This window comes from Pseudoduganella sp. GCM10020061 (assembly GCF_042683405.1).
Lineage (GTDB): Bacteria > Pseudomonadota > Gammaproteobacteria > Burkholderiales > Burkholderiaceae_D > Telluria.
Map to the genome: position 1 here is coordinate 430,200 of NZ_JBHUJS010000003.1, position 23,766 is coordinate 453,965.

The window sequence follows — 23,766 nt, forward strand, 5'->3', positions numbered from 1 at the left end:
CGGCCATGTGGATTGAATTTTTCAGGTTCGACCTGCGGCACCAGCTGCGCCAGCCGCTCCTGTGGGCGGTCACGGTAGCGCTGGTGCTGGTCGCATTCATGACCGCCGGGAGCGAGTCCTTCCGGATCGGCGGCGAGATCGGCAACATGCACCTGAACGCGCCGGTCGTCATCGCGCGCCAGCTCAGCATCCTGACGATGATCGCCATGTTCCTGGTGACCGTGTTCATCGCCGGCGCCATCCTGCGCGACAATGAAGTGGGCATCGCCGACCTGCTGTTCGCGACGCCGATGCGCAAGACGAACTACCTGTTCGGCCGCTTCCTGGCCGGCTTTGCCGTCTGCGTGGCGCTGTTCGCGCTGATCACCCTTGCCATGATGGGCGGTTCCGCCATGGCGTCGGCCGACCCGGAGCGCATGGGCGCGTTCTCGCTCCACCCGTACGCGTGGAGCTTCGCCGTCTTTGTGGTGCCGAACCTGCTGTTCATTGCGGCGCTGCTCATGCTGCTGGCGGCCACGACACGCTCTATGATCATGGTGTACGTGGGCGTGCTGGCGTTCACGGTGCTGTGGGGGATGGGATTCACGCTGGGCCAGGGAAGCAACGGCGAATCGCTGGCAGTGCTGCTCGATCCCTTCGGCATCCGCGCGCTGATGCAGCTGACCCGCTACTTCACGGCCGCGCAGGCGAACAGCCAATTGCCGCCGCTCGCCGGCGTGCTTCTCCTGAACCGGCTGATCTGGATGGGCGCAGCGCTGGCGATGGTGGCGGCCACCGTCGCCCTCTTCAAGCCGCAGCGCGCGGGTACCGGCAAGCGCTGGTTCGGCGCGGCCAGCGCCGCCAGCCCGGCAACCCCGGCTGCGCGCGTGCCGGCGGTGCGCCGCATTGCGCCCCGCTTCGACGCATGGACTGCGGTGGCGCAGTGGTGGCAGGTGCTCTGTTTCGATGCGCGCGGCGTCATCCGCAGCCTGCCCTTCCTCATCATGCTGCTGCTCGCGCTTGCGAACTTCTTCACCAACTACGCCGTGGGCGGCATGCGCTTCGACAGCATCCCGTATCCGCTCACGCGCATCATGCTGGAGGAACTGAGCGGCAGCATCAATGCGATGCTGGTGATCGTCCTCATCTTCTTCAGCGGCGAACTGGTTTTCCGCGAGCGACAGGTGCGCATCGCCGGCCTGAACGACGCGATGCCGGTGCCGGACTGGGTGCCGCTGGCGGCGAAGGCCGGCGCCCTGGTGGCCGTGGTCTTCGTCTTCCTGGGCGTGGGCGCGCTGGCGGGCGTCGCGATCCAGCTGGCGGTGGGCGGCGCGCCGGTCGAGGGCCTGCTGTACGTGAAAGGCACGCTAATTAACTCGATCTACTTCGTACTGATGGGATGTGCGGCGATCTCCGTCCAGGTGATCACAAATAACAAGTACCTCGGCTATCTGGTCGCAATTGCGCTGATGTTGGCCGAAACGCTGCTATCCGGGCTGAACGTCGAGCATCGCCTCGCCAGCTTCGCGTCGCTGCCTCCGCTGGTGTATTCCGACCTGAATGGCTATGGCCACTACCTGGCCGGCTGGAGCTGGTTCGCGCTGTACTGGGGCCTGGCCGCGCTGGCACTCCTGATCGTTGCGCAGGCATTCACGGTGCGCGGCCTGGCGCCGCGCCTCCGCGGACGTACCCTGCTCGCCGTGCGCGCAATGAAAGGCAGGAAAGGCGCGGCGCTCGCCCTCTGCGTGGCGGGATGGATGGCGACCGGCGGCTGGATCTGGTACAACACCACCGTCCTGCGGCCCTACGAGCCGGCCGGCCTCGCGCTCGACCTGCGCGCGGACTACGAAAAGCTGTACCGCAAATACCTCGCGCAGCCCGACCCGAGCATCACCGCAGTCCGCGCCGACGTCGACATCTACCCCGACCAGCGCAGCGTGGACATCAGGGGCCACTACGTCGCGCAGAACAAGACCGGCGCAGCGATGGACAGCCTGCGCATCCAGACCGACCGGACCGCCGAGACCATCTTCCACAACCTGCCTGCCCATACGGTCGTGCTGGACGACAGGCGTCTCTGCTTCATGGTCATCGCGTTGCGCGAACCGCTGGCGGCTGGCGCCAGCATGGCGGTCGACTTTACGGTGCGTGTGCGCAACCCCGGCTTTAGCAACAGCGGCGCTCCCGAACTGATCAACGGGAACGGCTCCATGTTCACGTCCGAGAACTTCTTCCCCAAGTTCGGCTATGCACAGCACAACGAGATCGAGGAGCGCCACGAGCGCCGCGCACGCGGGCTGGGTGAACCGCATCGGCTCAATGACCTCGACGACAAGGCCGCGCACGCGCGCAACTTCTGGAAAGTGATGGGTTGGGACGCGGACCTGATGGACTTCGAGACCACCGTGTCCACCAGCGCCGACCAGGTCGCGATCTCGCCGGGCTACCTGCTCAGGAGCTGGGAGAAGGATGGGCGCCGCTACTTCCACTACAAGATGGACAAGCAGATCCTGCCGTTCTTCTCGTACCAGTCGGGCCGCTGGGAGGTGACGAAGGCTGCCTGGCGCGGCATGCCGATCGAGGTGTACCACGATCCGAAGCACACCTACAACATCGACCGCATGGTGAAAGGCACCCAGCGCGCGCTCGACTACTTCAGCGAGCATTTCGGACCGTACCAGCACAAGCAGGTGCGCATCACCGAGTTCCCGCTGTACCAGCAGTACGCGCGCAGCTTCCCGAATACGATCCCGTTCTCCGAATCGCTCGGCTTCATCAACGACCTGCGCAATCCGGACGGCGTGGACCACGTGTTCTACGTGACGGCGCACGAGATCGCCCACCAATGGTGGGGTGACCAGGTCATCGCCGCCAACGTGCAGGGCAATCCGATGATTACCGAGTCGCTGGCCGAGTATTCCGCACTGATGGCTCTCGAAAAGGAATATGGCGCCGCGAAGACGCGCCACATCCTGCGCTGGGACCTGGACAAGTACTTTGAGGGCCGTGCCAAGGAGCTGGTGGAGGAGCGTCCCCTGTTCCGTGATGAGGGGCAGGACTACATCCACTACCGCAAGGGCAGCCTGGCCTTCTACCGCCTGCGCGAAGAGATCGGCGAAGCAGCGCTGAACGGCGCGTTGAAGCGCTTCCGCGACGAGAACCTGTACAAGACGGCGCCGTATGTGACCAGCCGCGACCTGCTGCGCTACCTCCGCGCCGCGGCGCCGGCAGACAAGCAGGAGCTGATCACCGACCTGTTCGAGCGCATCGTCTTCTATGACAACCGCCTGGCCGAAGCGAGCGCGAAGAAGCGCAAGGATGGCCGCTGGGATGTCACGATGACAGTGCGCCTGGCGAAGCTGCAGGCCGACGGCAAGGGCAAGGAAACGGCGCGGGCATACGACGAGGCGGTCGACATCGCCGTCCTGGCTGGCGAGCGCGTGCTGTTCCGCGAGAAGCGCATGCTGCCGGGCGGCGAGTCCACGCTCACGGTCACGGTCAACGAGAAGCCGTCCGAAGCCGGCGTCGATCCCTACAATATCCTTATCGACCGCGTGGCGAGCGACAACCGCAAGCCAATCGCAGTGGAATAGTCAGCAGCACAAAGGGGACTGTCCCTACGGGGCTGTCCCCGGACTTTCGCTGCGAAGCGGCCTGCTCACGCAAAGACTGGGGACAGTCCCGTAGGGACAGTCCCCTTCCGTTTCAAAGACCGTTCATCTGCTTGAACTGCGCGGCACGCCGGCGCGACATGGGCACCTTGAGGTCATCCTTCAGCGTCAGCACCATGCCACCCGCGGCCGATGGCGCTATCCCCACCACGAAATCCATATTCACGATCTGCCTGCGGCTCACCCGCACGAACTTCTCGGGATCCAGCCGCGCTTCCAGCTGATTGAGCGAGCGCAGCAACATCGGCCGGTTCTGGTCGAAGTACACCCGCGTGTAGTTCCCTTCCGACTCGAACAGCACGATCTGCTCCATCGCCACGAACCAGCACTTGTCGCCGTCCTTGATGAACACCCTGGCGTCGGCGGGCTGCAGCTTGTCCCTGGCCGCTTCCGGCTCGCGGTGCAGCTTCCTGAGCGCGTGCGCGAGACGCGCCGGATCGATCGGCTTGAGCAGGTAGTCCAGCGCGCTGACGTCGAAGGCCTTGATCGCATACTGGTCGAACGCTGTCGTGAAGATGACCGGCGGCGGATCGTCCAGCGACGCCAGCAGATCGAATCCGGTCCCGCCGGGCATTTGCACGTCGAGGAAGACGACATCCGGCGCCAGCTCCTCGATCAGCTGCCGCGCTTCGAGCGCGTTGGCCGCTTCGCCCACCACGCGCAGCTCCGGATGCGCTGCCAGCAGGCGCCGCAGCTCGCCGCGCGCCAGGCGCTCGTCGTCGACGATGAGCGCCTTCATGCCTGCACCTGCGGCAGCGTGATCGTCGCGATCACCCAGCCGTCCTGCTCGGCCAGCGTACACGTCGCGCCCGGGCCGAACAGCAGCGCCAGCCGCTTGCTGGTGTTGGCCAGTCCGAGCCGCGTGGAGGCGCTGGCTTCGGCCAGCCAGCCCTGGTTCGCAACGCTCAGCACGACATGTTCGCCGTCGCGGCGTGCGGCGATCCGGATCTCGCACACCCCCATGCTCGGCTCGACGCCGTGCTTGACGGCGTTCTCCACCAGCGTCTGCAGGGCCATCGGCGGCAGCGCGACGTCGTCCAGACCCGGCTCGATCCCGATGGTCAGGTGCAGCCGGCTCTCGAAGCGGATCGTCTCCATGCCGAGGTAGGCATTCACCGCCGCCATCTCGTCGGCCAGCCGAACGGTGGACACCTGCCCGGCGCGCAGGCTGTGGCGCATGATCCCACCAAGCTGGCTCACCGCCTTGGCGGCGGCATCGGCGTCCTGGTAGATCAGCGCGCGGATGCTGTTCAGGCTATTGAAGAAGAAGTGCGGGTTCACCTGCGCCTGCAGGGCGCGCAGCTCGGCGTCCTTGATGCTGACTTCCAGCTCCAGCTTTTCCAGCTCGAAGCGCAGCGCGCGGCGGCGCGACAGCACCATCGCATAGCACAGGGTCCACACCATGAAGATCGCGAACCACAGCAGGACCAGGAACGGAAGCAGGAACCAGATCTCCGGATCGGTGAGCAGCGCACCGTGCCGGAAAACGATGTCCGCTACCACGAGAAAGCCGGTCTGGACCACGCTGATGACGGCCAGTGCGCCGAGGATTTGCCGGACCGGGAAAGCGCCGTTGCGGTCGATCCAGCCCCGGCGCAGCAGGAATTGCCGCCACAGGTGCGACAGGAACAAGCCGCTCACCATGCAGCTGGTCTTGGCCAGTGCGAAGCGGAAGGCCTCTTCGTTCATATCCTGGATGGACGTGAGCACGCTGAACACGGCAAGGCCGCCCCACCCCGCCAACTGGCAAAGCCAGTAGTCGCGGTTGGACGCGCCGGCCGGCCTGCGATGGGAGGCGCTGGCGCGGACTGCCTGGGATGGGACGGGCTGTGAATCGAGGACGGTGCTGGGCGATGAGCTCATTCGGTCGGCTGCTTGTGCGTTACCATGTTGGAACGACAAGATACCTCAACCCTTCCGTTATTCCCACCGTTAAGTGGCGGATTTCTCTTCCGTCCGGGCGCCATCGTGCCAGCAGATCATCCGCTGACGATGCTGAGGATATTCCCGTCGATGTCCTTGAACCAGGCGACCTTCATGCCGCCGCCGACGTGCAGGTCGCCCTCCACGGTGAGCCCGGGCAGGTCGTAATGCTCGAAGCGCACGCCGCGCGCCTTCAACCGGGCCGCAATCGAGTCGATCTCGTCGCCCACGTCCCACATCACGCAGGTGGCCTTGTTGGTGCCGGCAAATTCGGAATGGTACACATTGATTTTGGATGAGCCGCTCCGGTAAGTGATCACCTCGTCGCCTTCCGTCGACAGCTTGACCAGTCCGAGCGTGCCTTCGTAGAACTCAGCGGCAGCGTTGATGTCCTTCACTGCGATCATGGCGATCGCTTCCTTGTCGGCTAGCATGGCTACTCCCTGGGTTGTCGTTACTGACACAGAAGAGGGTAAATCCCGGCGGGGCCAGCGACCGTTCGGTGGCACACGCTAGCCGTCGCCGTGCGTCACTGCACGGGTATCCAATCAAGCAGATCGGTGACGCCGATGTCGACTCCCGATTGGGACAGCAGCGTACTCACCTGTCCACGGTGGTGCGTGTGATGATTGAAAAAGTGGAGGAGCAGCGCGCCGAAGTTCCTGCGCTGATCGCCACGGGAGTTTCTATACGAGAGCGGCTGTGCCAGATCCGAATCCGATAACTCTGCCGCCAGGGCGCTGATGATCGAGTCCAGCCGAGTCCGATGGATCAGGAGCGCGTCCAGGTCATCACTATAAATATGAGCGAGGCCCGTCGGAGCCGCAATATCTGCCATCGCCTTCAGTGCACGAAAATCGGACGGATGCGCCATGAAGCGGCGCAGCCAGATGGTGTCACCGGCGACGATATGATTCAACGTGCCGATGACTGATCCGAAGAACGCTCCGCGGTCTGCGGTCAGCGCTTCCTTTGGCAACCCTGCGGCGGCTGCGTACAGCTTCGTATTCATTGATGCGTTATACGATGCAAACAGGAGGACATCTTCGCGAGTCGGCATTTTTTTCCGGGCTTGTATGTTTAGGATTCGGTTACAGGCCGAGCTGGGCGAGGATGGCTTCCTTCATCTGCTGCATCGCGGGGCTCGACACCTTGCGCGGGTGCGGCTCGTTGACGATGAACTCGGCCTGGATGCGCGTCGGGCGCGGCGACAGCACCATGATGCGGTCTGCCAGGTGCAGCGCTTCCTCGACATCGTGCGTGATCAGCACCACCGTATGGCGCTCTTCCTCCAGCACGCGCAGCAGCTCGTTGCGCATGCGCAGGTTCATCAGCGCATCGAGCGCGGAGAACGGTTCGTCCATGTACAGCACCTCGGGCTTGACCACCAGCGCCCGCGCGATTTCCGCGCGCTTGAGCATGCCGCCCGACAGCTCGTGCGGATAGCTCTTCTCGAAGCCTTTCAGTCCCACCATCTCCGCATAGTGATCGGCCAGCGCCGCCTTGTCCGCCTGGTTGTCGCCCGCAAGGCCGAACATCAGGTTCTCCTGCACGGTGAGCCACGGGAAGACGGAGCCGTGCTGCGAGATGACGATGGCCTTTTTGGTCGGCCGCGTGATGCGTTCGCCGTCCAGCGCGACCGAGCCGCTGTCGGGCTGCACGAAGCCGGCGATCATCTTCATCAGCGTGGACTTGCCGCAGCCGGACGGGCCGACGATGGCGACGAACTCGCCGTCCGCGATCGACAGCGAGACGCCATCGACGACCGGCAGGCCGTTATAGTCTTTTTTGAGTCCGTCGATGACGATCTTAGCGTCCATAGCGCCACCTGATAGATTTGAGACGCTCGAGGCGGCGCATGCCGGTATCGAGCAACAGGCCGATCAAACCGATGATGATCATCACGCCAATCACGAGGTCGTAGCGGCTGCCCGCGTTGCGCGAATCGATGATGAGGTAGCCCAGGCCGGACACCGGCGCGATCATCTCCGCCGCTACCACCACCAGCCACGCCACGCCCAGGCCGACGCGCATGCCGACCAGGATCTCCGGCAGCACGGCCGGGAAGATCACCTGCCGCAGCAGCACCGCACGCGAGACGCCGAAGTTTTCGGCGGCGCGCAGGTAGCGCTGCTCGATCGTGTGCACGCCCGCGGAGGTTTGCACGATGAGAGGGAACACGGACGCGAGGAAGATCAGGAAGACGGGCGACGTGTTCCCCACCCCGAACCACAGGATGGTCAGTGGAATCCACGCGATCGGCGAGATCGGGCGCAGTATCTGGAACAGCGGATTGAGCGTGCGGTACACGCCCTCCACCCTGCCCATCCACAAGCCCATCGGCACGCCGATCAGCACGGCCATGATGAAGCCCGTGGCCACGCGCAGCAGCGATGCGCCGATATGCTTCCACAGGCTGCCGTCCTGCGCCAGCTGGAGCATGCCGGTAAAGACTTCGAGCGGCGTTGGAAAGATCAGGCTCTGCGTCTGTTCGACGACGATCCACCACAATGCAAGCAGGCCAACCATGACCGCCGACGGATACAGGATGTTCTTCAGTTTATTCATGCCGGAAGCAGTGAGCGGAGTGCGGAGCGCGCGCGCCATGACAGGCGCGGCCAGCCGGGTGTGGGTTCGGGATCGACGATGACCAGCATTTGCCCGGTGCTGTGCGCGGTGCAGTCGAACTGCGTCTCCGCCGCCACTTCGAATGGCAGCTTGAAGTCCTGGCCCGGCATGATGAGCACCGGTCCGAACATCTGCGGCACCGTATCGCGGTTCCGCAGCCGCAGGACATCGTTCACGCCCAGCGTCAGGCGAATGGTGGACGGAAGGATATCGACCTTATCGCCGGCCATGCGCCGCGCCCACGTCCCTTCGGGAATCTCGAACAGCTCCTCGCGCGTATCCACCTGGACAGGCATGAACGCCCCGGCGGCCGCCGCAAGCAAAAGCAGTCCTGCCACGACGAGCGCGCACCGCATCCACAAAGGTCTTCTTCCACCCCAAGACTTAGCCAGTCCCATTACCGCCCCATCAGGATCTCAAAGTCATGCACGATATCCGCCGGCGAATGCCCGAACGGCATCAGCGCCCTAAGCTTCCCCTGCGGATCGATCAGGTACAGGAAGGTCGAGTGACTGATCACATAATCGTTCTTCCCCGCGCCCAGCGGATGGCTCTTGGCCTGGATCCCGTACGCATTGCGAATCGCCGCCATCTGCTGCTCCGTCCCGGTGATCCCGATGAAGCTCTTGTCGAAATTGGCCAGGTACTCCCTGAGCGCTTGCGGCGTATCCCGCTCCGGGTCCACGCTGACGAATACCACCTGCAGCTTGTCCGCGCGGTCTCCCAGCTTCCTGCGCGCCTGCGCCAGCATGCCCGCCGTGACCGGGCACACGTCGCCGCACGCCGTGTAGCCGAACACCAGCACGACCACCTTGCCGCGGTGGCGATCCAGCGAAAACTGAGTGCCATCCACGGCGCGCATGGAGATGGGCGGCGCAGCGCGCGGAGGATCGAAAACGCCGGCCTTCATGCGCGAGGTATCCGCGGCGGCAGCCGTGCCAACCGCAAGGGCAAACAGGAATGGAGCGAAGTGGCGCAGCATCATAGTTGAATGGGAACCGGGGAGACAGCCTTGACGAAGCTCTCGTCCGCATATTGTTCAAACAGCGCGGGACGCTTGAGTGTCTTTGCCTGCAGCGACAAGTGCATCAGCTCGTCGAATTCCGCGGGCAGCATGCGCAGGTCGCCATACGTGACGCGGTCGGCCGGATTCTCCATCACGAACTGCAGCACCTTGGGATCCTGATTGAAGAACTGGCGCGACGCTGCGATGTTGGCAGCCTTGGTGCGGTTTGCCGGGCTGGCATCGAGCCAGTCGCCGGCCGACTGGATATGGTTGACGAGGTCCTGCACCACTTCGCGGCGCTGGTCGATCAGGTCCTGGCGCACGGTGAGCACGCAGCAGATGTAGTTGGGCCACTCGTCGCGCGTCATCGACAGCGGCCGCGCGTAGCCTGCGCGCTGTGCCGCGGAGCCAAACGGCTCGCCGGTGCAGTAGGCGTCCACTGCGTCCGCATACAACGCGGCCGGCATCTCGGGCGGCGCCATCTCGTAGATGGTGAGGTCGTCCGGCGTCATGCCCTCGCGCGCGAGCATCTTGCGCAGGAAGATGTAGTCGACCGCAAAGCGGCTCGGTATCGCGACGCGCTTGCCGCGCAGGTCCGCGAAGCGCCTGAACGGCGAATCGGTGCGCACCATGATCACCGCGCCCGAGCGATGGCCCAGCGAGACGACCTTGAGCGGGATACTGGCGTTGGTGAGGTCCATTACGAGCGGCGCCAGCATGTACGCGGCCTGCACGCGGCCGGCCATCAGCGACTCTTTCAGCTCCGGCCAGCCACCGTATTTGGCATAGCGGAATGCGGTGGGTGCGCCCTGCCCCTTGGCCAGCGAGGCCGACTTGGCGGAGCATGCAATCGGGAGGGTGAGGTTGCAGGTGACGGGCAAGCCGCCGATCACCAGTTCATCCTTCCGTTCGGGCGTATCGCACGCGCCCAGCAACGGGACCAGCGGAGCCGCCAGCGCAGTGCGCAGGAGGCTGCGGCGATGGTGGAAGTGCGCGGATGGAGGCTGAAGGAGCAAAGACATGAAACGCCACGGGAAAGAGCTGCGGCGATTGTATCATTGGCCTTCTTGCATGTAGTAAATGCGAGCCTGACTTGACCTTGCCGCTGTTGGAAGGTTTATGCTCTAACCACGAATTCATACTCAACCAAAGCAGTCCAAAGAACTGCTGTGGAAGTTCAACGAGGACAGTCGATGTAGCGTGCCTGCTGTCTGGCCACCTTGAAGCAGGAATGGCCGGGCAGGTCATCGTGACGAAGGAGTGACCATGCCGCCAAACGAGCATACCGAAGCCGGCCACCACGGCCATCATCATCACCATGCGCACCCAGCCCACGGCAGCGAGCCCGCGCCGGCGGCGGACGTGCAAGGCGTGGCCGCGATGGCGGAGGCACCTGAGGGCACGATCTACACCTGCCCGATGCATCCGGAGATCCGCGAACCCAAGCCTGGCAACTGCCCCAAGTGCGGCATGACGCTCGAACCGGTGATGCCGTCGCTTGAGGACGAAGAGAATCCGGAACTGGCCGACTTTCGCCGCCGCTTCTGGTGGACGCTGCCGCTGACCGTCATCGTCACCGTGCTTGCGATGGTCGGCCACCGGATCTTCCCGGAGGGCCTGGCTGCGCAGAGCTGGATCGAACTGGCGCTGAGCACACCGGTCATCCTGTATGCGGGTTGGCCGTTCTTCGTGCGCTGGGCCCAATCGATCGCGCGGCGCAGCCCGAACATGTGGACGCTGATCGGCACCGGAACCGGCGCGGCGTATGGATACAGCCTGGTGGCGACGATCGCGCCCGACCTGTTCCCGCCCACATTCCAGATGCACGGCCGTGTCGGCGTGTACTACGAAGCGGCTGCCGTCATCATCTCGCTGACGCTCCTGGGCCAGATCCTCGAACTGCGCGCGCGCTCGCAAACCTCCGCCGCGATCAAGTCGCTGCTTGGGCTGGCGCCCAAGACCGCCCGGCGCATCCGGGACGACGGGACGGAGGAAGACATCCCGCTGTCCCACGTCCACATCGGCGACACGCTGCGGGTTCGTCCAGGTGAAAAGGTCCCCGTCGACGGCGAAGTGCTCGAGGGCGAGAGCGCCATCGACGAATCCATGCTGACCGGCGAACCCGTGCCGGTGACCAAGCGCGCCGGCGACAAGATCGTCGGCGCGGCCATCAACACGAGCGGAAGCCTGGTGATGCGCGCCGAGAAGGTGGGGTCGCAGACCATGCTTGCCCAGATCGTGCAGATGGTCGCCAACGCGCAGCGCTCGCGCGCGCCGATGCAGCGGCTGGCGGACGTGGTGGCAGGCTACTTCGTCGTCATCGTCGTGGTCATTGCGGTCCTGACGCTGTTTGGCTGGGGGATCTTCGGGCCGGAGCCGAGCTGGGTGTATGGCTTCGTCAACGCGGTGGCGGTGCTGATCATTGCCTGCCCTTGCGCCCTTGGACTGGCGACGCCGATGTCGATCATGGCCGCCACTGGCCGCGCGGCCACGCAGGGCATCCTGTTCCGCGATGCCGCAGCGATCGAAGCGATGCGCAAGATCGACACGCTCATCGTCGACAAGACCGGCACCCTCACCGAAGGAAAGCCTGCTTTCGACAGCGTGCGCGCGGCGGAGGGCTTTACCGAAGAGGACGTGCTGCAGATAGCAGCGAGCATCGACCAGGGAAGCGAGCATCCGCTGGCGCATGCGATTGTGGCAGAGGCGCGCGAGCGCGGCATCGTGCTGGACAAGCCGGAGACATTCGAGTCAGCCAGCGGGATCGGCGTGCGCGGGACGGTTGCGGGGCATCGCATCGCGCTCGGGAATACCACGCTCATGGAACAGGAAGGCATCGATTGGAAAGCGCTGGCGCAGGAGGCCGAAGCGCTGCGCGGTGAAGGCGCCAGCGTGATGTACCTGGCGGTGGACGGCCGGCTTGCGGGCCTGCTTGCGGTATCCGATCCGGTCAAGAGCACCACGCAGGAAGCGCTGCACGTGCTCAGGGAAGCGGGCCTGGCCGTCGTCATGGCCACCGGCGATGGCGTCACGACGGCGCGGTCGGTGGCCAGGCGGCTCGGCATCGACAAAGTACATGGCGAGGTAAAGCCGCAGGACAAACTGGTCCTCGTCGAGCGCCTGCAAGCGCAGGGAAAGATGGTTGCCATGGCCGGTGACGGCATCAACGATGCGCCTGCCCTGGCCAAGTCGAACGTCGGCATCGCCATGGGCACGGGTACCGACGTGGCGATCAACAGCGCGCACGTGACGCTGGTGAAGGGCGATCTGCGCGCGATTGCGCGGGCGCGCACCTTGTCGGAGGAGACTGTCCGGAATATGCGGCAGAACCTCGGGTTCGCCTTTATCTATAACGCGCTCGGGATACCACTGGCGGCTGGGTTGCTCTATCCGGTGACGGGGCAACTGTTGTCGCCAATGATTGCGGCGCTTGCGATGAGCCTCAGTTCAGTATCCGTGATCGCAAACGCGCTGCGGCTGCGAAACAGAGACGCGCACGGATAGACCACAAGTTGAGCTTCGCTCCCTGGCCTTCCGATGTGGCCGATCGTGGCGCTGAGCCCGGTCGCGCAACAGTTCGTCTGGTCGATCATCCGTGCCCTCTGCCAATCAAGCTCATGAACTGTTGAACCTCAACAACATCCCTGATTTCTACATCAAAAATAGCTAACGGATTATCGGTAGAACTCGATAAAGAACATTTCCACTAGAGAGTCACCCGACCAGCCTAGGGAAAATAGAATGTCAGTAGCGCCCAGCCGGTAGCAAGTAATGCGGATAGGCAGAGCAGTCCCGCCGCCCCATTGGGCCGCAATGCACCGACGTAGCTCAACATGACGGTGGTCGCGTTCTTCTTGTTTGCGTTCTGTCCGCGCCAGGACGCAAAAATCTTCAAGAGCGCGAAAAGACCCGTTCCAGCTCCCGTCGAAAGAAGAACCACTCTGAACACCGAAAATACGTCGAGTTCGTGAAGGTTGATCTTTCGATAGATGATACCGATCGCAGCCATGGTCATCGCTGCGGCAATCGAGATGCATACGTTCAGGTATAAAGTCTTGCGACTTCGGACAGCCGCGTCTTCCAGTTCGACCTTAAACCGCTCGATTTTCTCGATCACCAACTCGGAAGCTTCGCGACGCGCGACTCGCAGACGTTCGTCTACTGTTGCAGCAATCTTCAAAGCAGCGTAATCAATTAATGATGTGATGTCTTCTTTCGTTACGCTCCGCTGTTGGTGAAGTTCGTCCGAAATGAGCTTAACGTTGGATTGCAACTGCTCACTAGCATCGCGCACAGACGCCGAAAATTGACGGCCCGCTAGTTGGATAGCGTCGCTGATCATCGGACTGAGCTGTTCGTCGACGATCTCCCCAACCAAGTCTTTGACCTGGTCCAGTTCGCCCCTTAGATCGGTGGTAAACAGTGCCATCTCATCTCCACACTCTGTATCTACGAGGCGATTATGCCTTGCCCGAAATTCGCTCGACTAATGCCTGAGCAATGTTGATGTTAGCTGGCGCCTTCCCGCCAATTAGCGCAACCGCACGCTCTGCCGCGTCAGTCGCACGCTGGATCAACATATTCAAATTGTCCTCATTGAACTTCTTTGCAGTTTCTTTCGATTCCGGGATGTGGTGTGGCTGAAACGCCGGAACCCCGTTCACCATAAGCTGATACTGGTAACCCGTCTCTATGTCAAAAGTCGCGTTAAAGTAGCCCTCATCTTTGACGATTCGAACATACGGGCGCACAGAAATGGAAAACAACGATGCTTGCAACTCAAAGTCTCTTCGGGCTTGCTCGCGAGCTGCAAGAGCCGCTCTGTCCCGCTCCTGTTGCAAGACACTGTTGTGTTCAATACGTGCAAGCGACAGTTTCTCTCGCTCTGCCGATAGCGCCGCATAGTGTTCCGACTCAAGCGCATTTTTCTCGGCCAGAAAATTCCGTTGATTCGTGTGGAGGCTTAGCTCCAGCTCCCGGATGCGCTGCTCATCAACCGACGCCTGCCGCTTGATCTTTCGAACTGAAATCGTATGAACACCAAGCGACGTCAGAGCGATCAAGACGCAACTTACACCGGCGAAATAGATGGGATCCATGCGTCTCGCATTATTATCTTTCGAAGAAGCAATATACAACTAGAATCTACTGGCAGCAATACACCGACCGGATATTCGAACGTACGTTTCGGGCTGCTGAGTGTCCGCTACAATTGCGCGATGCAAAAATGATCTCCCATCTTCCCCGGCCCGATGACTGCCCGCAGCGCGGTGCTCACCGTCCTGCTTTCCGACGCAGATCAGAACCGGGGGCGGAACTGATGCGCGGACGGGTCACACTTGCGGCGATCATCCGTGCCCTCAAGCGCAAATATCATTGGCCGATCGAAACCGAAAGCTTTCCGTCAAATGCCGCTGACGGCCGGGCTACGTAGGCCACGGTTTACAGCCGTCCTACTGTCGTCATCACGGCGGCGTTGAACGCAGGCGGCCGGGAATGGCTGAGGAGCAGGACGTTAGTAAAAAGTCAAGATTGGCAAATGTTCGAGCGCTAGCATTGCCGTTCTCCGCCGCATATGCTTTTCAGCTTGCCGGTCTGTCGCCTTCACCACTATTTCAACTGCAGGTGAGAAAATTGGACCCGCCCGACACCTGGAATGCAGGTTCAGGCCTGCGAATCCGGTATCTCGGTGCCGATAAAGCCAGCCGATAAGGCCCGATGCCCCCCGGTGGTACCATGTCAACTGACCAAATGAACGGGGACAGCATGGATGCGCGAAACCTTTACCGATATCTTGAACGTGAGTTCGCAGGGAAGCTATCCCGGGCTGAGCTGGAAAATGGCGTAGCCTATTATTGGGAACGCAAGCGTGTTAATCCATCGAGTCGACTGATTAGGATTACTGAGCGGGCAGACGGAGGAATCGCAGAGATCAAATTGGCGCAGTCATCTCTTCGCGGCCCAGATGTCATGATGCCTATGCCTGTTACTTATGACGGGGTAGCGCAGGCGATGCGCAGCGAGTTACGGAAACTCCATAATGAATCCTAAAGAAGCTTCGAACCATTACCTACGAGGCGCTGGGCCGCGCACGCCTGTCGCAGAAAGGCTCGGATACCGCCGCATCGGGTGAAAGTCAGTCGGTCAGAAGACACCTGCATGACTACTTTCGGGTACTATTTCCTTATCACAATCAAGAGTAAGCAAGCGGAAATGTCCGGAACCAAGATACCGTCATCAGTGGCGCGCTCGCCCGCCTCCACCTTGCCGTACTTCTCCCACCCCGTGCGTACGCCGCAGTGACCGATTAAGGGGTATTGATGAGCTCATTCCTGAATCGATATCTCACCGAATTCGATGAAAACCTATCTGGCGACTCCTATATCGATCCGATCGGCACGCTGATCATCTGGTCCGCCTTCGGCCGTCAGGTTTTCAGCAACAGGATCAATTCGATCTCGAACGATGTGCGCAATTACACGCTGAATCTGTTCCACCACTACCTCATCAGGAAACTAGTTAACGATGATTCGGTCCTGCTCAGCAAATCGTTGAAAAACAAGTACCACGGCAAGGACACGCTGCATTTCAAGCAGGCCTGCCTGATCCTGCTCGAAAACCTGTTCGTGTATTCCATACTTCGCCACGAGAATACGGGCGAGGTGTCGCCTGGCGGGATCCTTGGCATATCCAAGGCTCGCCGGAGCTGGGAAAAGGATAGTGGCAAGCCGACGCTCAGGCTCACCCATGAGCCCGACGGACACATCTTGGTCCGTCAGCTCGGCCTGGGCGTGAGCGGCCGCTACAAGACGCCGCTGATGGAGATCGGCTTCTTCGACAGCAGCTACAACTACAACAAGCCGTTGTCGCACCAACGCTGGGCTGCCGCCGAACAATTCATCACCGGCCGCGAGAACAAGCTGCTCGCCAAGCTCGCGCTCGAGGTCTATCCCTTCCTTAGGGAATGCGTGACCACGCGCAGCCACCGGGCCAGGCTCAGTTTTTCGGACGAGGTTCCGGTCGACCTGTCGAAAGCGTATAGCGGCGCGTTCGCATCGCCGGCCGTAGTGGGCGCCTACGCACGCAGCTTTTGGCTGGCGCAGACCGGGCTGGACAGTGGCGCCGCCGGCTCGCTGCTACAGGTGCTGGAAGCGGACCAGGATGACGAGCTCGATGCGCGGGAATTGCTGGAGCAGGCCCTCGAGCAGACGCTGCATCCCACCGACCAAGCCAAGCTGCAGGAAATCTCGCAGCTGGAACCGTTCCTTTCCGACTGCGCCCTCCTGTTCAACCTGATGGCGGCGGAGAGGACGCACACCGTCGCGGACGTTGCGGCTCACTGGCAGCGATTCGGGCGCGACGAGACTCGATTGGAGCAACTCGCACTGAACGTGTCGGAGCATGCCCGCCTCCCTGCGGTGAAAGGGAGTGCAGCCGCACAACGCCTCATGCAGTTGCAGCGTGTGGCGAGCGCAAAAGACCTCGACCAGCAGATCCGCCTGCTGTCGGAGTACCACAAGTGGGTCATGCAGGTGCGTCGCCAGCAGCCGTGGCTGTCGGTCGACGCCAACGGCACGATCAAGGTTAGCGCGCGCACCTTGCCGCGACCCGCCCCGGCAGACTGGCCACCGGGTGCCTGGTATAACCAGTACTACCTGCCGCAGTTCAAAAACTTCGTGAGCGGCATGAAGGGAGCCATGGAATGAAGCTCCTCACCGAACTGCAGAAACAGGTGAGCCGCATGGGCACGCTCCGTCACGCCTGGTTCACCAGCTTTAATGCCGACATCGAATTCATCGAGACCTACGTTCTCCCCGTTACGATCGGTGCGAACGTGCCGCGCAACGGACTCGAGTACGAACAGCTGCAGCAGGCGCTGATCGATGCGGACATCGACTTTCGAGTGTTCTGCGACCCTCGCTTCCTCGAAACCAGCCGGGTGAAACGGACCTGCATTCCGGTCCACGGGGTGCGGCCGGCGCGCACGGCAAACGTGTTTTCCGATACCAGCCTGTTCCATGCGAAGGTCATCTACCTGGAAGACAATGAAGGCAAGCGTGTCATCGGCACGGGCAGCGCGAACCTGACCGTGAGCGGCTGGGGGCGCAACCTTGAAGCATTCACGTTTTTGGATATCAACACCTTCAAGAACTACCGCGAGATTCGTAAATTCTTCACGCAGCTTTGCCTTGCCGCAGACATCGAGTGCACGTTGAAGGAGCGTCCGCGATTCGAGGAAAAGACCGACAACTGGCACTTCGTCCACAGTTACCAGGATCAATCGTTCGCGGAACAACTGCTTGCCGATGCGGACGGAAGCGACCTGGTAGTCTGGTCACCCTACCTGCCACGCGACCTTGTGGGTTTCATCGGGAACCTGAAGGCTGCCGCCGGAATCGAGGATCTCGAGATCCACCTGGTACCCGACCGGCTCAAGGGGCAATACCTGCGCACGGAGTGGAATGAAGACCTGGGGCGGATGCTGGCCACCGGGCGCCTGACGGTCTACGAAAACCCGGCCCCACGCCATCCAAATACCGAGCTGTGCCACGCCAAATTGTGGAAGCTCCAGGGCCGGCTCGCGATCGGATCATGGAACTTCACGGGTCCGGGTTCCAACTGCATGCGCGACGCCGATGGCACTCGGGGCCTGGACAACAATGTGGAGGCCGGATTCATCATCGAAGACAGGCACGACATGTGGGAAGCCTGCGGCCGCAAACTCAGCCCCGGCGCCAACGATTTCGCTTCGCCCGCCCAACTGGACGAGGAAAGCCTCGAGGTGAAGCCGTTGCCGCCTTTCGACCTGCACGTTACCTTCGACTGGCTCGGACAAGGGTACAGCTTCGAGGGGAAATGGCTGGGGAATGGGCAACGGGGCGGATTCTCGGTGCGCCTTCCTGGCGTGACCGAACGGGTGCCGCTGGAATGGAACAGTGACCACCAACCCCAGCAGCCCGGCGAGCTGGAAGTCGACGATCGCGCTCTGCTGCGCGACCGCATCTGCATCGTGTATCGCGGCGATCAGGAAATCCACAAGGAGCTGCTGAAGGAAAAGCATGTACACTCGCGCCGTGCGCAGGCGTTCGAGTCGCTGCAGGATCTTCTGGAAGCCTTCGTTCAGGACGAGGACACAAAGGCCCTCCCCGACCTGCCACTTCGCGCGCCTGTCGAAGAAGACCCGCCGGCCCCGCCCGACAATCCGCCTGCCGATCTGGATGCGCCGCCCGACGCCGACCCGCGCAACCAGGGTGACATCAGTTACTTCAGGCTGTTTCATGCAATGCATGTGTACCGCCAGAAGCTGTCCGGGCTACATACCCTCAAGGAACTGGACAGCCATGTCTTTGCGTTGCCGGGTTGCCTGCTGGAGCTGGTCGACAAGATGCGGGAGCAAATTGGTTATCCAGGGCGCGAAGTATTCAACTGGTTCCTCGCGAATGAAGTGCGCTCGCTGTGCGAATTTGCCCAAGCGCTGCGCCGCCGGTTAATCCGCGGCCTGTCCGAACGCGAGGGCGACTATACGCCGGTTCCTGTGTCGCGCTGGCGCAAACTCAGCACCGAGCTGCCGCTGCCACCGCCACCCGCCGGTGTGCACAAAGATTACCTGAACCTGCTCAGGGAGCAGTGCGAGTATGAGTAAGCAATGGGGCGGACTGAGGCCCGACCAGGTATCGAAGGCTATCAACTTCGACGACAGCGACGCGGACTGGAACTACGTTGCCGGCGCAGCGCCGAGCATTGCCTCGCGTCAGGTCGAGGGGGTTGCACGCTTGTGGAACCTGTTGTCGACGCACCGCGTGGCTTTGCTTGCGGACGAAGTCGGAATGGGCAAGACCTTCCAGGCACTTGGGGTTGCTACGCTTCTGTGGCGCATGAAGCCGGACGCGAAAATACTCGTGATGGCGCCGAACCGCAACATCTGCGACCACTGGCTGATCGAGTTCGAAACCTTTGTCGAACGACACTACCGCCACGCCGACGATCGCGTTAAATGCCGCAAAAACGGCGAAGCGGTACCGCGTGTGGGCGTGCATTACCAGCTCGAAGGGCTGGCCGAGGCGATCGAAACGCGCGCGGAACAGCAGCGCCCTCCTCAGCTGTATGTTACGACTATTCACTCGCTCAGTGGACTCGTTGGCGACGCCAATGAGAAGGACAAGACCGGAGCCGCCTCCCGGGCAGCCGCACGCGTGCACCGGCGCATCCTGACTGCGCTCGATGGCGCCGGTTTCGACCTGGTGATCGTCGATGAAGCACACTATTTCCGTAACAAATACGGCGGTTCGCAGCGCGCGGCCGCGGCAGAAGCCTTTTTCGGGCACACGTACAGCCGCATCGGGCAGCGCACGCTGGTACTCACTGCCACGCCAAGCCATACCCATCTCGGCGACGTCTCCAACATCCTTGGCTATTTCACGGACCTGGGAGAACCGGAGCACCAGCCGCCAGCCGAAAAGCTGATGCAAAAGTATGCGGTGCGGCGCTTCCGCATCATGGCCGGCACTGACGCCGGATACACCAAGCACCAATATCGCCGCGAAATCGCTACCGCCTGCGACTTCTCGAACCGCCCCCAAGCGGAGGCGTTTTTTGCCATGTACCAGCGCAAGCTCATTCACGAACTCGGGGTGCTCAGTGAAGGGCGCCGCGTACTCTACGGTTTTCTCGAGGGATTCGAGTCATCAGGTCCGGACGAACACGCCCAAACGAACACAAACGGGAATGCCGAACCGTCCGATCACGAACGGTCGGAAGACTTTTTAGTGGCGCGAGATACCCAGCTGCTACGCGATATGAGCCGGGAATATCGCGCGATCTTCGGCTGTGCGCCAGACCATCCCAAATACGGCGGAATGGTTGAGCAGTGTGCGCCCGATGGACTGTTCGCGGCAGACGCCGGTCGCCCGCTGCATGAGGACAAGCACCTCGTCTTCGTGCGTCGCATCCCGTCCGTGCGGGAGCTGACCAAACGTGTGAATGAGCGTTACGACCGGCTGTTTGCGCAGCAGCTCTGTGCAGCATGGGACCTGGACGCGAATGATCCACGCGTACTGCACTGGGGCAGCAAGCACCACTGGTCACGCGACGGGTTCAACGAACTGGTCGGTGACAACAAGGCCGGCCTGGGCGATCTCGACGCGGATATGGGCGGCGATGGCGATGACGATGGGGGCGGTTCGGAGGCTATCGATCATGCTCAAGACTCGTACCTGGGCTCGAAGATCACCGACCTGTTCGTAACAAAAAAGGTCAAGGACAAGACAACACCACCGCCACCTACGGACTGCTCCCGCTTCAGTTTATCGCTGCGCAGGTCGAGCAGCATCCACGCGATGTTCATGGAACCCGCTTCCGACTATCTTGCCGGTGGCTATACAGAATACTACACGGTACGTCATGGCGACAAGCCACGCCCCGATTACACGAAAGCGGCGCGGGCCCGGCGCCTGTCGACGCACGGGCTGATCAGCGAAAAGGAACGCGAAGCGTTGCATCCTGCCGATGCGGTGACGCAAAGCTACGATGACCAAGTCGAGATCGAGACGCTGTGGTCACTGGTCTTCCCGCACCTGAACGACGCGCAGCAAGCAACGCTGCGCCGCTGGGCTGAAAGCCAGCCGGCGATCGCAGAGAATTTCAGCAACTATATCCAGGCCGGCTTCCTATTCGCCAGCCCCGTCATCGTGGAACTTTACTGTTGGCATACCCGCTTTCAGCGCACGCTACCTGCCAGTAAACAGCATAACAACGTGCAGCAGCGCTATCAGGATTTCGTAGCCTGGGTACGGAAACGGATCGCCTGCTCATTACTGCTGAAGTATTTCGCTGCGGCGCTGGACACCTTTGAACAGCTGTGCAGCAAGATCGTGAAACACAAGGCCAACGACTGGAGAAAGGGATGGCGTACGCTTACCACCTTGTCCAATCCCGCGTCGCATGCGAGTGGGGAATCCAGTCATCGGCACCACCTGATCCTCGGCTTTAACAGCCCGTTCTACCCCAACACGCTGGTAGCCACTTCTGTGTTCCAAGAAGGTATCAACCTGCATCTGCAATGTCGCAAAGTGCATCACTACGGCATCGCCTGGACGCCGGGCGACAATGAGCAGCGCGTCGGGCGAATCGATCGGCTGTTCGGTAAGGTGAGCCAGCTGCTCCGGGAACAACATGCAGGCACCGGAACGGCTTCTCTCGACATCAACTACCCTTACCTGAAAAACTCCTTTGACGAGGATCAGGTCGGCTCGTTTATGGAGCGCAAGCACGCCGTCGAAGAGCAGATAGACAGGTGCGTTCACGGGGATTTTGACAAGCATGTGCATCTGATGCGGCCGGGCTGGCAGGAATTCCTGCGCCGGCCGGTCACGGAATCTTCGCTCGATGATCCCTACCCTGCCGTGTTCGAAAGCGGCGATGTTCCGACACGGGATTACCCGGGCTCCTTGTAAAAGATTTCAGACGTCCAGAGATCGAGGCCCGGCGCGGGGTAAGTCAACCTCGACATGGCACCCGAACGCTGTCATTTCAAGGCTTGCAGATCTTTCCTCGCCGATCCTGCTGCAGACCTGCTCATGGGGAAAGCGATTACCAAAACAAAGCTGGAGTTCATGTAGATATCCGTCCGCTTCGCAAGGACGGGGCGTGAGGAACCGGTGACTTGGCAAGAGCACTACGACCTCACACGGACGGCAAGGTTAAGTTAGCGGCGAATTGCGGCTAGTTTGGTGCCGAGGTTGATGGGGAATACTCCAGGACAAGCTTTCTGAACTTCAAGAAGTAGGTCTATGCATGGATCCGGCTTGTCCTTCTGTAATGCTTGAAACAAGCCGTCGGGGACCGCCAACACGGGTGGAATCATGTGTGCGCGATTTAATGCTTGCACAGCATCCAACTGATCGTGAGTACCCTGCATTGCACAAGCCTTCACGCCAGCTTCCTGAAGATAGCGGACACGAGACGACGCTAGTTGGCATTGTAACGGGTGAAGGCGGGCGAAGACCTCGACACCTTCCGCCAAAACCTCCGTTCGCCCAGTTTGAAATAGTCGATTCTCGCCAAAAACGGCAACTAGGCCCAGCGCGCCGACGAAAGTGAAGCCAGTGACAATTGCCGGGTATCTGGCATGCGATGAACCACCTAGGGCAATAAGGATGCCGGTTAACGCTCCGGCTACGACGTAAACTGCCGCGCTAATCCAGTGATGCTGAATTAGCTGCAAAATCGACAACCCGATTCCACACAGTACAACCGTTCCCGCCACGACTGTCCGTAACATATAACTTCCTTATAAAGCTGAACTGCCCGACGAAAAAAGGCGAGGCAAATTCCGCAAACGGACAACTGAGAGCCTAAGCGCCGATGAGCACGCGACGTAAACTTGCACCAGCGCGCGGTGCCTTCGCGCAGCCGCAATCTTTTTTGGATCACATTTCGCGCAGTGACCTGGGCCAATACGTAGCCTATGCCCTTGCTTTTCACACGGGGAACCGATCGCTAGCACTGCGGCACGACTTCGCATCAAGTTGTTTCTGGCCGGCTTGCTCAGACCACGCGCATCTACGACTTGGGACACTGTTATCTGATGACGAGCGAGGAAGTCACGTTCAGCGTTCGATAGCAGGGCTTCAACGGAATTCATTTCTTTCGACTCTTTACCGTTCGTTTTTAGTGAGTGAGGGCATTGAAAGGGCGTAGAAGATGTGCCACCACCATCCTGTGCGAGTCTCAGCCTTGGCAATGCATTTCAGATCCGGCGACAGTCCAGGTGTGGACCCAGGACACATGCCCATCGAGAGTGCGTAACGCTAGTTTTTCACCGGACAAGCGCAGAACCCAGAGTCAGAACGACAAAGCACGAGCACAACTTCTTTTCCGATCAATCTAAGTGTTCGAGCAGCTTAACTCTAACCATCCCGTCGCCTGTGTTGACGTAGGCGCCGACAGTAAGAACAGAGGCCCGTAGGGGCGTGAACTTACAGAATTCGGGCGGATAGTCGCGCGTCCTTTCGTATCCGGGTTTTGGCGTTTCTCTGGGCGGGTGCGTGCGAATAAACACTGTATCGTCACGTGCAAGTTCCTGCTGCGCCCCATTGTCGAACGTTACTCTTAACCGCATGCTATTTCCTTTGTTCTCACTTGTCACAGCTCTCGCCAGTCTCTGGCGAAGATTTCGTCACCCTATTGAAGTAGAACCAGATTATTGCTGAGATGGCAATCACCAGATACGAAAATAAGTTCCACTTCGATAGAATGGCGCGGTAAATACCATAAAGACCACCGGCGAACCATAGCGATATGAAAAGAAAGGCAACCTTTCCGCTCCAAACCTCCCTGAGTGTGGCAAGCAGGCCCGCAGCGGCAAAAAGCAGAAGAAACGCGCAGAAAACCGCCCCGAGAAGTGAACTGATACCCATCAAAATGTAGCGGCCGATATCGAGGAGCATAGTGTTTCCTATACCTGCACGAGCCGTCCCTCAGGCGGCCGCGCGGAGTGTGAATCGGACGCTACTATCGGCGTTCCCTGCGGATCTACGTCCTCGTCGTCGATAACGTAGA

The 23,766-nt window shown here is 61.1% G+C and carries 18 protein-coding genes; 5 read left to right on the forward strand and 13 right to left on the reverse strand.

Features of this window, described 5'->3' with window-relative positions; all coding sequences use genetic code 11:
- The first annotated feature begins 5 nt into the window (after positions 1-5).
- Complete coding sequence (locus ACFSQR_RS09305) at positions 6-3,572, forward strand: ABC transporter permease/M1 family aminopeptidase (protein WP_377729461.1); 3,567 nt, start codon at positions 6-8, stop codon at positions 3,570-3,572.
- A 112-nt stretch (positions 3,573-3,684) separates the two neighbouring features.
- Here the strand turns inward: ACFSQR_RS09305 and ACFSQR_RS09310 are convergent, their stop codons facing one another.
- The 9 genes from ACFSQR_RS09310 to ACFSQR_RS09350 all read right to left on the reverse strand — a co-directional run bounded on the left by ACFSQR_RS09310 (position 3,685) and on the right by ACFSQR_RS09350 (position 10,229).
- A complete protein-coding gene (locus ACFSQR_RS09310) occupies positions 3,685-4,389 on the reverse strand; it encodes a LytR/AlgR family response regulator transcription factor (RefSeq protein WP_377729463.1) in 705 nt (234 codons plus the stop codon).
- Positions 4,386-5,513, reverse strand: a complete 1,128-nt coding sequence (locus ACFSQR_RS09315; protein WP_377729464.1) for a sensor histidine kinase — start codon at positions 5,511-5,513, stop codon at positions 4,386-4,388. Before ACFSQR_RS09315 ends, ACFSQR_RS09310 begins: the two co-directional genes overlap by 4 nt.
- 116 nt (positions 5,514-5,629) lie before the next feature.
- Positions 5,630-6,007, reverse strand: a complete 378-nt coding sequence (locus tag ACFSQR_RS09320) for a VOC family protein (protein WP_377729466.1) — start codon at positions 6,005-6,007, stop codon at positions 5,630-5,632.
- 95 nt (positions 6,008-6,102) lie between these two features.
- Entirely contained in the window at positions 6,103-6,633 is a 531-nt protein-coding gene (locus ACFSQR_RS09325; RefSeq protein ID WP_377729467.1) for a DinB family protein, read from the reverse strand.
- A 31-nt stretch (positions 6,634-6,664) separates the two neighbouring features.
- Positions 6,665-7,393, reverse strand: a complete 729-nt coding sequence (locus ACFSQR_RS09330; protein ID WP_377729469.1) for an ABC transporter ATP-binding protein — start codon at positions 7,391-7,393, stop codon at positions 6,665-6,667.
- The gene (locus ACFSQR_RS09335) at positions 7,383-8,141 is read right to left on the reverse strand and encodes an ABC transporter permease (RefSeq protein ID WP_377729471.1); all 759 of its coding nucleotides are present in this window, start codon (positions 8,139-8,141) and stop codon (positions 7,383-7,385) included. The genes ACFSQR_RS09330 and ACFSQR_RS09335 overlap by 11 nt, the downstream gene beginning before the upstream one ends.
- Positions 8,138-8,497 (reverse strand): hypothetical protein, encoded by a 360-nt coding sequence (locus tag ACFSQR_RS09340; protein ID WP_377729473.1) that lies wholly within the window; start codon positions 8,495-8,497, stop codon positions 8,138-8,140. Before ACFSQR_RS09340 ends, ACFSQR_RS09335 begins: the two co-directional genes overlap by 4 nt.
- 101 nt (positions 8,498-8,598) lie before the next feature.
- On the reverse strand, positions 8,599-9,186 hold the full coding sequence (locus tag ACFSQR_RS09345; RefSeq protein ID WP_377729474.1) for an SCO family protein: 588 nt from the start codon (positions 9,184-9,186) through the stop codon (positions 8,599-8,601).
- On the reverse strand, positions 9,183-10,229 hold the full coding sequence (locus ACFSQR_RS09350) for an ABC transporter substrate-binding protein (RefSeq protein ID WP_377729475.1): 1,047 nt from the start codon (positions 10,227-10,229) through the stop codon (positions 9,183-9,185). Before ACFSQR_RS09350 ends, ACFSQR_RS09345 begins: the two co-directional genes overlap by 4 nt.
- 358 nt (positions 10,230-10,587) lie before the next feature.
- Between ACFSQR_RS09350 and ACFSQR_RS09355 the strand changes: the two genes are divergently transcribed.
- Positions 10,588-12,711, forward strand: a complete 2,124-nt coding sequence (locus ACFSQR_RS09355; protein WP_377729956.1) for a copper-transporting P-type ATPase — start codon at positions 10,588-10,590, stop codon at positions 12,709-12,711.
- A 223-nt stretch (positions 12,712-12,934) separates the two neighbouring features.
- Here the strand turns inward: ACFSQR_RS09355 and ACFSQR_RS09360 are convergent, their stop codons facing one another.
- Together ACFSQR_RS09360 and ACFSQR_RS09365 are read right to left on the reverse strand one after the other, a co-directional pair.
- Positions 12,935-13,636 carry a hypothetical protein gene (locus tag ACFSQR_RS09360; protein ID WP_377729476.1) on the reverse strand — a complete coding sequence of 234 codons (702 nt, stop codon included), beginning with the start codon at positions 13,634-13,636 and terminating at the stop codon, positions 12,935-12,937.
- A 31-nt stretch (positions 13,637-13,667) separates the two neighbouring features.
- A complete protein-coding gene (locus tag ACFSQR_RS09365) occupies positions 13,668-14,306 on the reverse strand; it encodes a hypothetical protein (protein WP_377729477.1) in 639 nt (212 codons plus the stop codon).
- 1,221 nt (positions 14,307-15,527) lie between these two features.
- Here ACFSQR_RS09365 and ACFSQR_RS09370 point away from each other — a divergent pair.
- The 3 genes from ACFSQR_RS09370 to ACFSQR_RS09380 are packed head-to-tail and all read left to right on the forward strand — an operon-like array spanning position 15,528 to position 21,659.
- Positions 15,528-16,913 (forward strand): hypothetical protein, encoded by a 1,386-nt coding sequence (locus tag ACFSQR_RS09370; RefSeq protein WP_377729478.1) that lies wholly within the window; start codon positions 15,528-15,530, stop codon positions 16,911-16,913.
- Positions 16,910-18,850: a phospholipase D family protein gene (locus ACFSQR_RS09375; protein WP_377729479.1), complete on the forward strand. Its 1,941-nt coding sequence runs from the start codon at positions 16,910-16,912 to the stop codon at positions 18,848-18,850. Before ACFSQR_RS09370 ends, ACFSQR_RS09375 begins: the two co-directional genes overlap by 4 nt.
- On the forward strand, positions 18,843-21,659 hold the full coding sequence (locus ACFSQR_RS09380; protein WP_377729480.1) for a DEAD/DEAH box helicase: 2,817 nt from the start codon (positions 18,843-18,845) through the stop codon (positions 21,657-21,659). The genes ACFSQR_RS09375 and ACFSQR_RS09380 overlap by 8 nt, the downstream gene beginning before the upstream one ends.
- Before the next feature lie 251 nt (positions 21,660-21,910).
- Here ACFSQR_RS09380 and ACFSQR_RS09385 read toward each other — a convergent pair whose 3' ends face one another.
- Both ACFSQR_RS09385 and ACFSQR_RS09390 read right to left on the reverse strand, forming a co-directional pair.
- On the reverse strand, positions 21,911-22,486 hold the full coding sequence (locus ACFSQR_RS09385) for a hypothetical protein (protein WP_377729481.1): 576 nt from the start codon (positions 22,484-22,486) through the stop codon (positions 21,911-21,913).
- Positions 22,487-23,342: 856 nt separating this feature from the next.
- On the reverse strand, positions 23,343-23,654 hold the full coding sequence (locus ACFSQR_RS09390; RefSeq protein ID WP_377729482.1) for a hypothetical protein: 312 nt from the start codon (positions 23,652-23,654) through the stop codon (positions 23,343-23,345).
- Positions 23,655-23,766 lie beyond the last annotated feature (112 nt).

What these genes read in the sequence shown, in the direction of transcription:
- ACFSQR_RS09315 (WP_377729464.1), bottom strand. Translation starts at nt 5,513, where the DNA reads ATGAGCTCATCGCCCAGCACCGTCCTCGATTCACAGCCCGTCCCATCC.
- ACFSQR_RS09320 (WP_377729466.1), bottom strand. Translation starts at nt 6,007, where the DNA reads ATGCTAGCCGACAAGGAAGCGATCGCCATGATCGCAGTGAAGGACATC.
- ACFSQR_RS09360 (WP_377729476.1), bottom strand. Translation starts at nt 13,636, where the DNA reads ATGGCACTGTTTACCACCGATCTAAGGGGCGAACTGGACCAGGTCAAA.
- ACFSQR_RS09375 (WP_377729479.1), top strand. Translation starts at nt 16,910, where the DNA reads ATGAAGCTCCTCACCGAACTGCAGAAACAGGTGAGCCGCATGGGCACG.
- ACFSQR_RS09310 (WP_377729463.1), bottom strand. Translation starts at nt 4,389, where the DNA reads ATGAAGGCGCTCATCGTCGACGACGAGCGCCTGGCGCGCGGCGAGCTG.
- ACFSQR_RS09350 (WP_377729475.1), bottom strand. Translation starts at nt 10,229, where the DNA reads ATGTCTTTGCTCCTTCAGCCTCCATCCGCGCACTTCCACCATCGCCGC.
- ACFSQR_RS09325 (WP_377729467.1), bottom strand. Translation starts at nt 6,633, where the DNA reads ATGCCGACTCGCGAAGATGTCCTCCTGTTTGCATCGTATAACGCATCA.
- ACFSQR_RS09380 (WP_377729480.1), top strand. Translation starts at nt 18,843, where the DNA reads ATGAGTAAGCAATGGGGCGGACTGAGGCCCGACCAGGTATCGAAGGCT.
- ACFSQR_RS09335 (WP_377729471.1), bottom strand. Translation starts at nt 8,141, where the DNA reads ATGAATAAACTGAAGAACATCCTGTATCCGTCGGCGGTCATGGTTGGC.
- ACFSQR_RS09340 (WP_377729473.1), bottom strand. Translation starts at nt 8,497, where the DNA reads ATGCCTGTCCAGGTGGATACGCGCGAGGAGCTGTTCGAGATTCCCGAA.
- ACFSQR_RS09365 (WP_377729477.1), bottom strand. Translation starts at nt 14,306, where the DNA reads ATGGATCCCATCTATTTCGCCGGTGTAAGTTGCGTCTTGATCGCTCTG.
- ACFSQR_RS09355 (WP_377729956.1), top strand. Translation starts at nt 10,588, where the DNA reads ATGGCGGAGGCACCTGAGGGCACGATCTACACCTGCCCGATGCATCCG.
- ACFSQR_RS09330 (WP_377729469.1), bottom strand. Translation starts at nt 7,393, where the DNA reads ATGGACGCTAAGATCGTCATCGACGGACTCAAAAAAGACTATAACGGC.
- ACFSQR_RS09305 (WP_377729461.1), top strand. Translation starts at nt 6, where the DNA reads ATGTGGATTGAATTTTTCAGGTTCGACCTGCGGCACCAGCTGCGCCAG.
- ACFSQR_RS09370 (WP_377729478.1), top strand. Translation starts at nt 15,528, where the DNA reads ATGAGCTCATTCCTGAATCGATATCTCACCGAATTCGATGAAAACCTA.
- ACFSQR_RS09345 (WP_377729474.1), bottom strand. Translation starts at nt 9,186, where the DNA reads ATGATGCTGCGCCACTTCGCTCCATTCCTGTTTGCCCTTGCGGTTGGC.
- ACFSQR_RS09390 (WP_377729482.1), bottom strand. Translation starts at nt 23,654, where the DNA reads ATGCTCCTCGATATCGGCCGCTACATTTTGATGGGTATCAGTTCACTT.
- ACFSQR_RS09385 (WP_377729481.1), bottom strand. Translation starts at nt 22,486, where the DNA reads ATGTTACGGACAGTCGTGGCGGGAACGGTTGTACTGTGTGGAATCGGG.